The organism is Brevibacillus sp. JNUCC-41 (assembly GCF_014844095.1).
In the GTDB taxonomy this organism is placed as follows: domain Bacteria; phylum Bacillota; class Bacilli; order Bacillales; family DSM-1321; genus Peribacillus; species Peribacillus aracenensis.
On sequence record NZ_CP062163.1, the window covers coordinates 2,400,694 to 2,413,824 of the forward strand.

The 13,131-nt window shown below is 42.2% G+C and carries 10 protein-coding genes; 2 read left to right on the top strand and 8 right to left on the bottom strand.

All coding sequences use genetic code 11. The features are described from left to right. Positions 1-64: 64 nt before the first annotated feature. From JNUCC41_RS11785 to JNUCC41_RS11805, 5 genes are all read right to left on the bottom strand, one after another. Complete coding sequence (locus JNUCC41_RS11785; protein ID WP_192207731.1) at positions 65-1,483, bottom strand: NAD-dependent succinate-semialdehyde dehydrogenase; 1,419 nt, start codon at positions 1,481-1,483, stop codon at positions 65-67. 208 nt (positions 1,484-1,691) lie between these two features. Next, complete coding sequence (locus JNUCC41_RS11790) at positions 1,692-2,960, bottom strand: dicarboxylate/amino acid:cation symporter (RefSeq protein WP_192207732.1); 1,269 nt, start codon at positions 2,958-2,960, stop codon at positions 1,692-1,694. 188 nt (positions 2,961-3,148) lie between these two features. Continuing rightward, positions 3,149-4,069 carry a ketopantoate reductase family protein gene (locus tag JNUCC41_RS11795; RefSeq protein ID WP_342615004.1) on the bottom strand — a complete coding sequence of 307 codons (921 nt, stop codon included), beginning with the start codon at positions 4,067-4,069 and terminating at the stop codon, positions 3,149-3,151. A 149-nt stretch (positions 4,070-4,218) separates the two neighbouring features. Further along, a complete protein-coding gene (locus JNUCC41_RS11800) occupies positions 4,219-4,773 on the bottom strand; it encodes a 3D domain-containing protein (protein WP_192207734.1) in 555 nt (184 codons plus the stop codon). Between the two features lie 648 nt (positions 4,774-5,421). Then, on the bottom strand, positions 5,422-6,486 hold the full coding sequence (locus JNUCC41_RS11805) for a M20 family metallopeptidase (protein WP_192207735.1): 1,065 nt from the start codon (positions 6,484-6,486) through the stop codon (positions 5,422-5,424). A gap of 163 nt (positions 6,487-6,649) precedes the next feature. On the opposite strand from JNUCC41_RS11805, the gene JNUCC41_RS11810 reads away from it, so the two are divergent. Next, positions 6,650-7,156 carry a general stress protein gene (locus tag JNUCC41_RS11810; protein WP_192207736.1) on the top strand — a complete coding sequence of 169 codons (507 nt, stop codon included), beginning with the start codon at positions 6,650-6,652 and terminating at the stop codon, positions 7,154-7,156. A gap of 50 nt (positions 7,157-7,206) precedes the next feature. Here JNUCC41_RS11810 and JNUCC41_RS11815 read toward each other — a convergent pair whose 3' ends face one another. From JNUCC41_RS11815 to JNUCC41_RS11825, 3 genes are all read right to left on the bottom strand, one after another. Then, positions 7,207-9,201: a methyl-accepting chemotaxis protein gene (locus JNUCC41_RS11815; RefSeq protein ID WP_192207737.1), complete on the bottom strand. Its 1,995-nt coding sequence runs from the start codon at positions 9,199-9,201 to the stop codon at positions 7,207-7,209. 209 nt (positions 9,202-9,410) lie between these two features. Then, positions 9,411-10,874: a PH domain-containing protein gene (locus JNUCC41_RS11820; protein WP_192207738.1), complete on the bottom strand. Its 1,464-nt coding sequence runs from the start codon at positions 10,872-10,874 to the stop codon at positions 9,411-9,413. Further along, positions 10,874-11,368, bottom strand: a complete 495-nt coding sequence (locus JNUCC41_RS11825; protein WP_192207739.1) for a PH domain-containing protein — start codon at positions 11,366-11,368, stop codon at positions 10,874-10,876. Before JNUCC41_RS11825 ends, JNUCC41_RS11820 begins: the two co-directional genes overlap by 1 nt. 312 nt (positions 11,369-11,680) lie before the next feature. Between JNUCC41_RS11825 and dacB the strand changes: the two genes are divergently transcribed. Then, positions 11,681-13,102 (top strand): D-alanyl-D-alanine carboxypeptidase/D-alanyl-D-alanine endopeptidase, encoded by a 1,422-nt coding sequence (dacB, locus tag JNUCC41_RS11830; RefSeq protein ID WP_192208137.1) that lies wholly within the window; start codon positions 11,681-11,683, stop codon positions 13,100-13,102. Positions 13,103-13,131: the final 29 nt, after the last annotated feature.

The following is a 13,131-nucleotide window of genomic DNA, read 5'->3' on the forward strand; positions in this document are numbered from 1 at the left end:
ACGGGCCCGACTCAATTAAGTCGGGCCCGTTTTCTTAGTGAAGGAGCAAAAGTGCCTAAATAGGTTACAAACCTAAGGAAATATATTTTACTTCCAGGAATTCTTCGATGCCTTGATGTCCACCTTCGCGGCCGAGCCCGCTTTGTTTGAATCCGCCAAATGGAGCTTGCGGAACTGAAGGAAGTCCATCGTTCAAGCCAACAATACCGAATTCAAGTGCCTCGGTGAATTTGATGCCCTTGGTGATATTTTCAGTGAAGACGTAAGCTGCCAAACCGAAGATGGAGTCATTTGCCCTTTTGATTGCCTCTTCATCAGTCTTAAAGGAGGCGATTGGAGCTAAAGGACCAAATGTTTCTTCATTCATGCAGAGCATGCTGTCATCAATGTTGGATAGTACGGTTGGTTCAAGAAAAAGGCCGCTTATTGATTTACCGCCAGCTTCGAGCTTAGCACCGCTGCTGATTGCTTCATCAATTTGTTTTTGAACCTTATCAACTGCATTTTGATCGATAAGCGGACCGATATCGACGCCATCCTCCAGTCCATTTCCTACCTTTAGTTCTTTGACCTTGGCAACGAGCTTTTTGATGAAGGCTTCTTGAATGGCTTCGTGGACATAAATGCGATTTGAACAGACGCATGTTTGTCCTGCATTACGGAATTTCGAACTGATGATGCCATCAACCGCTTTATTAAGGTCGGCATCCTCAAGAACGATTGCGGGTGCGTGACCCCCAAGTTCAAGCGAGATTTTCTTTACCGTTTCAGCTGAACCTCTCATAAGGGTTTTACCGACTTCTGTAGAACCGGTGAACGTCAATTTACGAACCCTTGTATCTTGAAGCCAAGTTTCGCCGATTTCTGATGATTTTCCTGTCACGACATTGATGACTCCTTTTGGAATGCCAGCTTCTTCAGCCAATTCAGCCATTTTTAGAGCTGTTATGGGAGTCAGGTTTGCCGGTTTAATGACGACTGTGCAGCCGACTGCAAGCGCCGGTGCAACTTTTCTTGTAATCATGGCTGCAGGAAAGTTCCAAGGCGTAATGACAGCTACAACTCCGACAGGTTGTTTTGTCACGAAAAGCCGCTTATTGGATACGGAAGCAGGAATCGTTTCGCCATACACCCGTTTTCCTTCTTCGGCAAACCAAGATAAAAAGCCATTTGCATATGTCATTTCACCAAGAGCCTCTTTAAGAGGCTTGCCTTGCTCTTCAGTCATGATTTTGGCTAGTTCTTCTTTATTATCATCAATCAATCGATGCCATTTCCAAATAAGTTCAGCACGTTCATAGACCGAGAGTGCAGCCCAGCCCGTAAAGGCTTCATATGCGGCATCTGCAGCCTTCGCCGCTTCAGTTGCACCGCCTTTAGGAACGGTGGCAACAACTTCATCTGTTGCCGGGTTTCTCACTTCAATTTTATCCAATCCAAAATCCGACCACTCACCGTTAATAAATAATCCGTAATCCTTCATGATAAAACCTCCTAATTGGTTAAATCCATCAAACTACTAAAACTTTTAACTATATACTTTTACCTTTATATAAAAGTATAAACACTTTTCAGTAATTCTGAAATTTATTTGATTGGCTATTTATAGAAAATCGGCTATTCATTGATAGAAAGGGAGCAAGACATAAAAAAAGAGGTGCAAGTTGCACACCTCTTCATTCAAGATTCGCTTATTTTTCCGATGAGACGGCCACTTCATGCAGATCACCTGAGATGGCTTGATTAGAATTGAATTCACCTTCCGATTTAGAAATGACCACTGTAGCAACACTGTTACCGATTAGATTAGTGATGGCGCGTGCTTCAGACATGAAGCGGTCGACTCCCAGCAGTAATGCCATTCCTTCAACTGGAATCATTGGGAAGGCAGCTAAGGTTGCAGCAAGTGTAATGAAACCGGATCCCGTTACACCGGCAGCTCCTTTGGATGTTAACATCAAGATTCCTAGAAGGGTCAATTCCTGCCAGATGCTTAAATCGACACCATAGGCTTGGGCGATGAAAATCGCTGCCATGGATAAGTAGATGGATGTGCCATCAAGGTTGAAAGAATAACCCGTTGGGACAACTAAACCGACTACCGATTTTGAGCAACCGTATTTTTCGAGTTTTTTCATCACGCTTGGTAGAGCGGATTCCGACGAAGATGTTCCTAAAACTAAGAGGATTTCTTCTTTTAAATAGGCTATGAACTTGAAAATATTAAAGCCGTAGATTTTTGCGATCGAGCCAAGGATAAGAACGATGAATAGTGCCATTGTGATATATACACTACCCATTAATTGTCCTAAAGAGCTTAGAGAACCAAGGCCAAACTTACCGATTGTATAAGCCATTGCTCCAAAAGCCGCCAATGGGGATACTTTCATGATCATGCTGACGATGCCGAAGAAAATATCGGCAATATGCTGAAAGAAAGAAACGACTGGCTGCACTCTCGGTCCCATTGCCGCCATTGATAATCCGAATAATACGGCAAAGAATAGAATAGGGAGTAAGTCTCCGCCAGCAAGTGCGGCAACGGCATTATCAGGAATGATATTAGAAATGAAAGCAAGGGCGCCATGTTCCGTTTCGGAAGCGGCTGTTGTATATTGTGATACATCTCCGCCCTCGACTGAATCGATGTTAAAGCCTTTACCAGGTCCCAGAAGATTGACGACGATGATTCCGATGGCAAGTGCGAAAGTGGTAACGATTTCAAAATAGAGCAGTGCCTTTCCGCCGATGCGGCCAACCTTTTTCATATCACCCATGCCGCCAATTCCGATTACGACGGTTAAGAAGATGATTGGTGCAATGACCATTTTAATCATTTTAATAAATAAATCAGCTAATATCTTCAGCTGTTCACCGAAAGCAGGGAAGAAGAAACCGACTGTTATACCCAGAATGATACCGATGATGACCTGAACTGTAAGATTTTTTAATATTTTCAAGGTGCATTCTCCTTTGTTATATGATAGCGCTTTCTTAACTTGGTTATAGTGTAACAGAAGGAAGAATCAGAATATTCTTTTGGTGATATTGTTTTCTTTTTGTTCTTTTTGGTCATGGGATTAGGGGTCATGATAGATTGATAGACTGCAATAAAAAAATACCGGTGGGGTTCCGGTATTAGGAAAAATCAATTTTCGAATGGTTTTATGAGTGCATAAAGGGTTCCGATCACAGGAAGTTTCAATCCGGCCTTGTCGGCAAGGCGCAGTGCACCGCCCTGTAAATGTTCCACTTCTAGGGTTAGGCCCTTCCGGCGGTCCTGGTGCATGGAAGAGGTGGATTCATCAGGTAAGCCTGCCATGTTTTCCAACGCCTGTGCAATATTCTCCACAGTAATTCCGACGCCATAGGCATTCGCAAGCTCCTTCATTTCAACAAGGACCTTTTCCAGCAATCCATTGGTTTCAGGGAATCTCCGAATCGTGCCGATAGGGAGGTTGGAGGCGGTTGTCACACCGGAGAAAGCGGTGATGAACATGTATTTGATCCACATCCTGATCAATATGTTTTCCGTTCTGCCAGTCTTCATGATAGCTGATCCGGCTGCCTGCTCGAATTCATCACAAATCTTTTCTTGTGACGGATGAAGCGGGCCATAGATTAAATCGTGATTATCATTGGAGTGAATGACATGACCTTTTTCATCAAGAGTGGCGATGATGAAGGCACTTCCTCCCAAGACGGCTTCATCGCCCAGTTCGTCCTGCAAAATGGATAAATGTTCCAACCCGTTCAAAAGCGGGAGGACCTTTGCGCCTTTTTCGACAAGGACCTTTAAATCTGTAAGGGTGCCTTGCAGATGCTGGCCTTTTACGGCGAGAATCACAAGGTCGACCTTTTCAATATCATTTACGTTCTCTGTGATATGAAGGTCGTTAAATTGGTAGTTTCCATGAGGGCTGGTTATGCTGATGCCGTTTTCTTTCAATTGTTTGGCGCGGTTTTTTCGGACAAGGTATTGAACATGCTGCCCGGCCTGCTGCAGCCTGCCTCCAAAGTAGGAGCCGAGTGCCCCGGCCCCTATAATGACAATATTCAATGTGCACACCCCTCTTTTGATTAAGATGTACTAATCATAACATTTACTGAAATTTCAGTAAATATTCCCGTTTGAAGGGAAACTGGTTGTTTAGGTGTTTGTAAGAATGGGGAAAACAAAAAACCAGCCTGAATTTGGTTTCAGGCTGGCACTTATCATTATTTATAGATTTTTACTTTAACGGTTTTTCTGCCCCAATTGATAGCTTTTGAGTGAGAAGAGTAGAAGACGTCAATTTTATTCCCTTTGATTGCGCCGCCTTTATCTGCCGCAATGGCATCCCCGTATCCTTCTACATGAACTTTTGTTCCTAGTGGAATGACCTTAGGGTCAACTGAGATGGCTTTTGCGTTAGGGTTTTTCTTTAAGTTAAGACCTGATGCTGTAATACCGCTGCAACCTTTGCAGTTTGCAGTGTAAGCTGTTGCCTTCACGGTGATTGTTTTATATTTCTTGGATGATGATGTTTTAGCTTTAGGTTTAGCAGATGTCGATGTTTTCTTGACCTTTAAAACTTGTTTTGGATGGATGTTATCTTTTTTCAGGTTGTTCCAACTTTTGAGTTGATTGACTGTTATATTATGTTTATTGGCGATACCCCATAGTGTGTCGCCGCTTTTAACTTTGTATGTAGTAGTAGCAGCCGATGAAACTCCGGAAAAACTAAATACCAAAAAGAAAGCAGTGAATAGTGGAAGTAGTATTTTTTTCAAAATGAATAGTCTCCTTTGTTTTAAATCGTAGACTTAGAATAACAGGTCTTTATGACAACAATGTTTCGCTGGAATAGTAATTGTGTTACAAAAAGGTTTCCTTTGATAAATAAATGTAATATAAACTAGGGCGAAAGGCCTTATCTATTGAATGTAAATATATTATTTATTATGTCAGTATAAGCGTATCTTTGGTAAATAATGTTGGTTTTATGGCGTATCCTGTTTAATAAGGAGAAATATGGATATCTATTCCCTGGTTTTAAAGTCCTGTATATTTTGTAAAAAAGCTATGAAATATTGAACGATTGAGTGGGGTTTATTTTAGTAGGAAAGAATATTCGAAGCATGAAAAAAGCCCGCATCTATGTGATGCCGGCTCAAACTGTAGACAACTCGATGAAGCTACAGTATTTTTGAGAGTATGTAAAAATCCGAACGTTGATTTCCATTCCAGGCACTCGCTTTCCGCGGGCGGCCCGGGAGCCTCCTCGGCGCTTTTGCGCCTGTGGGGTCTCCCTTGAACGCGCTTTTCCCGCAGGAGTCTCGCACCTTCCGTTCCAATCAACTGTGTTTTATAATTGAATTCCTTTTGTCTACAAACGGATCCGACATCTATGTAATGCCGGCTTTTTTTCATGCTTTGGATTAATTTAAAACAAATTCAGAAGCGAAATCGACTAGCATTTTTTGATAGACTGCCACTGATTCAAGGTTGACGCATTCCCTATCTCCATGCCAGTTCTCACCTTTCGGACCGAATTCAATGGCGGGGATATCATATGCCGCAAAAAACACGGTATCTGCGGATCCGTGCTGCCCAAAAATGACAGCATCCTGCTTGGTGTTGCTTTCGATTATCGGGCGGAGCATAGCGATGAATGGGTCTGACTCTTCGGTTTTTACAGGTTTACTGTACATATTAAGGTGGACATTATTTCCTGTCACACTTTCGATCTGAGCAATGATATCTTCCATTGTTTGCGTAGGAAGGTAGCGTATATCAAGGCTTAGCAAACAGGCATCCGGTACCTTATTATAAACATCCCCGCCTTTAATTTTTGCTAGGTTAAGTGAAGGGGAATCGTAAAGGGGGGTGTGATCCCTGGTGAAAGGAAGTTCCTTTATTTTTTGATAGAGATCATAGGCCTTTTCAATTGCATTCACGCCTTCCCATGGACGGCTTCCGTGTGCAGATTTGCCGGATACTTCAATATCGAGACGAAGGGCACCCTTTGCCTGGAGTCCGATTCCCAATTGCGTAGGTTCAGCACAGATTACAAAGTCCCCTCTATAACCATGTTTCGCTAAATATCCGGAACAATTCAACCCGCCAATCTCTTCATCCGATACGATCTGTAGCTGGATTTTCAAACCTAAGTCCTTATCTTTCAGTTCGATAAATGCACACATCATCCCTGCAACTCCAGCTTTCATATCGGCTGTCCCGCGTCCATATAAGTTTCCTTCATGAACCTCAGGGAAAAATTGATCCGGCGTTCCGCTGACAACATCGACATGGCCATTCCAAATTACCGTTTTTTCTCCGCTGCCAATTTCGCTAACAAGCATTTTATAACCGTTATTTACGATCACATTCACAGTAATACCTTGTTTTTTAAGCCAGTCCGCACAGTAATCAACTGCTTGGTTAGCTCCTTCTTTCGTTGAACTGTCAATAGATACTAAATCTTTAAGTAACTCGATGAGCAAAAAGAAAACCCCCTAAAAATTTGCATATTATTATTATATATACCCTTTCTAAGTAAGGGTTAACTCAAAAATATTTTTCTGTTAAATAACGTTTAGCCTTTTCATCCCCAGGGGTATGTAAAGGGTGAGCGACAATTTACATTCTTTAAGGAGGATGATAGATATGGATAAACGTATAATTGGTGTATATGAAACTGGAGAAGAAGCCATAAAGGCTGTTGAGTCATTACAGGCCCAAGGGTATGATCGTGAAGATATTTCGGTGGTAGCTAAAGATAAAGAAGAATTAAATACAGTGAATGAAGAAACGGGTACAAAGGTTGAGGAGGGGCTCGCAGCTGGTGCGGCGACCGGAGGTATTTTGGGCGGTACTGCCGGATTATTGGCTGGTGTGGGTGCATTGGCGATTCCAGGAATCGGACCGGTACTGGCAGCTGGACCGCTTGCTGCAACATTAGCCGGAGCGGCAGTAGGTGCTGGTACCGGAGGATTGGCCGGTACATTAATCGGAATGGGTATACCTGAAGACGAAGCTAATCGATATGAAGCGGATGTAAAGAGTGGCAAGCTGCTTGTGTTGGTCGATTCGAATGCAAGAAAATCCAGTTCTTCTTACTCAGGAATAACTGAAACGGATGAAACGCTTACGAACAGTAGAAGAACCCTATGAATCGTAAGGTAAAAAAGGACGGATCCCTTAGGATCCGTCCCTTTTTTTGATTAGAATGTGAATTTCTTTATTTCTTTGTGCATTTCCTGGGATAGGGCATCCAACTCACTAGCCAGGGCATTTAATTGTTCCATGGAAGCATTCGTTTGTTCTACGGAAGCTGATACTTCTTCAGTTCCTGCTGCAGTTTCCTGACTGATCGAATTTAAGCTTTCTGCATTGCTCGCCATTCGTGTGACCTCTTTTACCATATCGTTCATCATCTTTTTTATTTCGTCGAAATTGCTGAATGTGTTCGCTATAATGGATGCAATGTGACTGAAGGCATTTTCCGTATCCGATACAGAAGTATCCTGAAGATGGATTTTTTGATTGACTTGATCAATCAAATGAACGGTATTGGTTGTATCGGTTTGCATGGCTTGAATGATTTCAGAGATTTCTTTCAGTGAGTTTTCCGTCTGTTGGGCCAATTTCTTCACTTCATCGGCTACAACTGCAAACCCCTTTCCGTGCTCACCGGCCCTGGCTGCTTCGATGGCGGCATTCAGGGCGAGTAAATTCGTTTGTCCTGCAATCCCGCTTATGGTCTTTACGATTGCACTAATATCATTGGAGCGTGCATCCAATGATTTGACTGCCGTACTCATCTTACTGGAAATCAGGGATGTTTCATTGAATTGCTGTTTTAGGCCTTGCACTTGAGTGATTCCGTCTTCGGAAGCCTTGAACATATTTTCGGATTCCGTGGCCATTTTGCTCGCTTGCGATTCAAGATCATGGATTTTATCAGCCAATAGCTTTACAGCCATTTCGTTATTCTGCCCGACTTCAATTTGGTCTATGGCACCGGCCGCTATTTGTTCCATCGTCATGGCCACCTCGTTAGCCGCCGCTGAATTTTCATCTGCACTAGCCACTAGCGTCATGGAGGATTCCGATACTTTATCGGAAAGGTTGTTGACAACGCCTAACATATGGCTCATATTCCTGGTCATTAAGTTGGTGTCTTCTGCAAGTTGCCCAATCTCGTCTTTCCTGGAAATGGAATTATTGGTTGTGAAATCGCCTTCAGCCATTTTCCGTATGGATTCCTGCAGCTTTTTTATGGGATTCGTTAGCGAACGGGTGATGAAGATGGCAGACAGTGCAGTGACAGTAAAGACGATCAGCAGTGTGATGATATTATCGATTACCATCGGGCTTGCACGGACTTTCACTTCATTTTCATCCATTACCCCTGTTATTCTCCATCCAGTTGTCGGATTGGTGGCGTATCCGATGATCCGGCTTTGCCCTTCGTATTCCTCGATCATTGAACCGGATGCACTTTTCATTTTTCTGAACATATTTTCCTTTGATATATCTTGTTGGATTTTTTCCTTGTCTGGATGTGTAACGAATGCCCCTTTCTTATCCAGCAAAACCGTATAGCCCGTTTCACCGAATTTAGTTTGATTGACCATCGTGATCAATGTATCAATCGAGATGTCGACACCAATCACGCCTATTAATTCGTCACGATCATCATATATTGCTTTTGCTGCCGTAATGACCAGTGCATTCGTCGCCTGATCCGTATAAGGTTCCGTCCAAATGGTCTTGTTTTTTTGTTTCAGAGCCGATTGATACCAATCCCTTTGTCTTGGATCAAAGTCAGTCGGCAATTCAGCTTTTGGGAATATCAATGTTTTTCCGTCTTTCTCTGTGCCAAGGTATAAACCATTTATTTCAGAGCTGCTTGACTGTGTATGGGAAAATTCATCCATTATCGATTCGGGATTCTTATCATAAGTACCCATGATAGGGTACTTACCGATCCTATCCAATTGATTTTCCGTTTTTTGAAAGAAGATTTCGAAAGAATCGTTCATTGACTTGACTTGTTCTTCCGTCGTTCCGGTAAGTTCTTGAGTCGTCAACTCGATACTATTTTTATAGCTCATATAAGAGATGGCCATTCCGCTTATCATGATCAAAGCTAAAAAAGGGATCAAAATTTGTTTTTTTAGCGAATTAAAATACCAGTCTGTCAGTCTTTTCATTTTGGACAATTCTCCTTATATTCCTCAAATTGATTTAGGTTCTATAAGATATTTCGGTCTGCTTTGACTTTTTTGAAGTTTCAAGTTAGAAAATTCCCAATATTAGTTTTGACTTGAGTGGGCTTACAAATATTCTAGGTCTGAGAGGGGGGATAAAGTAGATAAAAAAAGAGCTGACCGCCACGGTCAACTCTTTTATTCATTCATTGCTATTCGACTTGGATATTTTTTGTCCTGCCCATATACCATGTGTAAAACTCGTCTGCATAATCAACGGATACATCTTGGAGCTTAGTATGGTGTACCGGCTTGGAGCGGTTGATCGTTTCAATTGTGGCAAGACCGAAAAGCTTTTGCAACTTTGTACGTTCCACCTCAATTTGAATGACCTTGCTTCTTTTGGTAATGAATAGTGATGTTTCCAAACTTCCGGATTTGAACTGAATGAACTCATCATTTAACAAGTAACGGCTATTTTTGTAATCCATTATTCTCAATGAATAAATGAGGACGAGTAAAATCAGCGAGATATACCATAGGGAGGGTTTAAAATAATAAATCGCCAATGTTGTGAGAATCCAGAAAAAGCTGGGCCGCAGCATTCGAATCTTGAAGGCCTGTTTCGATAGGGGCTTCATTGACTGTTCCACTTTGTAAGCGGGTAAAATCTCTTCTACCATCCCATATGCCCGTTCAATTGATAAAAAAGGATAGAGTGTATTCGTTTCCAGCTCTTCATCGCCCGTATTTCCTGCACTGACCAATTTCACTTCTGCCAAGCCTAGCAATCTTTTAATGATGGATTGGGTGATTTCTACAGCTTGTACTTTTTCTTTCTGAATGGAAAAAGCGGATTCATCCAATACACCTTTCTTGATATATATACGCTCGTGATCGGATGAAATTTCATATTTTCCATATTTGACGAAAGTGGAAACGATTCCGAAGGCGACGGCGACACATATGAGGCCTGCAAGAACGATGGTTATGATCCACCACGTATCCAATAACTTGGCAAGAAACCCTTCGGCATTCTCCAAATTGATAAAATCATCGAGTGTATTATATAACGTAGCCAATATCGGGATAAGAGCCAGGAAGCTGAGTGATGTAAAGGAAGCTTTCAGCACATCTTGTTTGGTTGGTGTGAAATGGATCGTTTTCCCATTGATTGGTTCTGTTATATGCTCTTCGGGAATTTCCACTTCGATAACCGTAATTTCCTGTTTTGAAGCATATTCCCCCTCCAGCCGTTCGGCCTCTTTTCGGGAAATCACCTCAAAAGGTACGGTACCCTGATTACCAGTCATCCCCGTTTCGAATGTTATAGAGGTTAAACTGAAAATTTTATGAAATAACGTCGTGCGTTGCTGAACATTCTGTACCTTATGAAGAGGGATCGTTCGATACGACTTCGAGATAAGGCCTGAAGTAATATATATGGTTCCTTCTTTGATTTGGTATGTATACGTATACCATTTTAGGATGATGGAAATGACTTTCCAAATCAAATAAACTAGAAAACCGATTTGAAGTACCTTCATATACATCTTTTCAGAACCGAAGTTCAGGACATAAAGCATGATGATGAAAAACGCATTTCCTTTCAGCAATTTCCAAAACTCGAAGGGGATTTTGAAAGGGTGTAATCGTTTTGCATGTTCTTCCATCATTAATCCACTTCCTTAATTTTTGCGAAATGTGCAATTTTATCTCGTAATTCATAAGCCTCTTTCTCGGGGATGGCAGGTATGTCATGAGAGTCCCCCATTGTTCCAATGCTCAGGGAGTAAAGGTTATATTTTCGCAAAAACGGTCCTTGGTTCAATTTTACGGATTGGACCTTCGTCATCGGAATGAGTTCATGCGTTTCACTCCAGGCTCCACGTTTTGTTTGAATGAATTCTTCGTTCACGTCGTAACGCCAATACTTTTGCAACAAGATCGGTTCAATGAAGATGGACCAGATTGCATGAAAAAAAGATAATGTGATAAGTCCGTTTAAAATCCATCCAATCCATTCTTTCCAAGTGAAATAATCATCAATAAATAATAGGATGCCAAGGACAGCGAGGATAATGAGATTGGTAATGGCTTCAGTCATCCGCCAAACCTTCACTGATTCTTTGGAAATTTTCTTGGTTGGTGGCTGTATCTTTGAATACATATATTCACTCCTTACTATGTCTTTATACTTATACGGATTAGCCGACAAGAAAGTTCCCTATTATCCTTTTGTGACAAGAAATCATGAAGTCGGGTCCCTATCGGTTGCGTGGAGTGGCGGACGAATAATCCTCCAGTTTCCTGAGTATGTATAAATAAATACCTCTAGTGGATCTTTTCTTTTTATATGACTGTAAATTGGACAAGATAGAAGTGGTGAGCTTTTAGAGTGGGAGTGATAGGTTTGACATACAAAAGGAAGTTGAGTTTTATATTCTTCCTGTTTTTGATCTGTTTTTTTAATGGAGAATCGATGCAGGCTGCGAATGATGATGGAAACCTAGGGCAGGAAATTCAACAAATATTGGATGAATCGCCGGGATTGGCTGGCGCGTTAACGGGAATTTCCATCCGTTCAGCAGAAACGGGGGAAATGATTTATGAACGGCGGGCGCAAACAAGATTACGGCCTGCTTCGAACCTTAAGCTATTGACTGCAGCAGCTGCGCTGGAAACTTTAGGGGAAGATCATGCTTTTCAAACGGAACTATACATAAAAGGAGTGCAAGTTGGCCATGTTCTGCAGGGCGATGTGTACCTGAAGGGAAAAGGGGATCCGACGTTATTGGAAAAGGATTTCGATGAGCTTGCAGCTTCACTGAAGCACAAACAAGTTAAGGTGGTTCATGGGGATCTTATAGGCGATGATTCTTGGTATGACGATGTTCGTTATTCCCAAGATTTAGTTTGGAGCGATGAACAGGAATATTACGGGGCGGCCGTTTCAGCTTTAACGGCTTCCCCGAATGAAGACTACGATACCGGAACCATCATCGTGGAGATATCCCCAGGGAAAAAGGCTGGTAAAAGGGCAACGGTGAAGCTGAAGCCGGAAACGGATTATGTGAAGGTCATCAACAAAACAAAAACCGAATCGGAAGATGGCAATAAGAAAATTGAAGTCGAACGGTCTCATGGCACACAAGTCATTACGGTGACCGGAACCATTCCGGAGCATGCCGGGGTGACCAAAGAGTGGATCTCGGTGAAAGATCCCACAGAATATGCCTTAAGCCTATTTGAAAACTCAATGAACAAACATGGAATTAAAGTGTTGGGAAAAAGGAAAAAAGGGAAAACGCCAGTAGGGGCGGACATGATTGCCACTCATCGGTCCATGCCGCTTTCACAACTGCTTATACCTTTCATGAAATTGAGCAATAACAGCCATGCCGAGGTTTTGGTGAAAGAAATGGGCAAAGAGGCAGAAGGGGAGGGAAGTTGGAAGGATGGTTTGAAGGTTGCTCGAAATCAGCTGAAGAGCATGGGTCTTGATATGCAAACGATCATGATGCGTGATGGATCTGGAATTTCCCAAGTCAATATGATTCCAGCGAATGAAATAACGAAACTGCTGTATGCCGTACAGGAAAAAACGTGGTTTCCTGCATACTTGAACGCTTTGCCGATTGCAGGCAACGAAAATCGGATGGTGGGCGGTACGCTAAGGAAGAGGATGAAAGGGACTTATGCAGCCGGGAATGTTCGAGCTAAAACAGGGACGATTTCAGGAACGAGCTCCTTATCAGGTTATGTTACGACCAAAAGAGGGGAAAAAGTCATATTTTCGATCATCTTGAATAATTTTGTAGAAGAAAAAGGCATTACGGCAATCCAGGATAAGATAGCCGTGATGCTCGCAGAAAAGGAAATCCGGCTGGGGATTGGCCTTTAGTATCCATTTGGAAAACAAAGTCTAGAAAC

Excerpts from the sequence above, each read along its gene's own strand:
- JNUCC41_RS11785 (WP_192207731.1), bottom strand. The coding sequence starts at position 1,483 with ATGAAGGATTACGGATTATTTATTAACGGTGAGTGGTCGGATTTTGGA.
- JNUCC41_RS11810 (WP_192207736.1), top strand. The coding sequence starts at position 6,650 with ATGGATAAACGTATAATTGGTGTATATGAAACTGGAGAAGAAGCCATA.
- JNUCC41_RS11815 (WP_192207737.1), bottom strand. The coding sequence starts at position 9,201 with ATGAAAAGACTGACAGACTGGTATTTTAATTCGCTAAAAAAACAAATT.
- JNUCC41_RS11820 (WP_192207738.1), bottom strand. The coding sequence starts at position 10,874 with ATGATGGAAGAACATGCAAAACGATTACACCCTTTCAAAATCCCCTTC.
- JNUCC41_RS11825 (WP_192207739.1), bottom strand. The coding sequence starts at position 11,368 with ATGTATTCAAAGATACAGCCACCAACCAAGAAAATTTCCAAAGAATCA.
- dacB (WP_192208137.1), top strand. The coding sequence starts at position 11,681 with ATGCAGGCTGCGAATGATGATGGAAACCTAGGGCAGGAAATTCAACAA.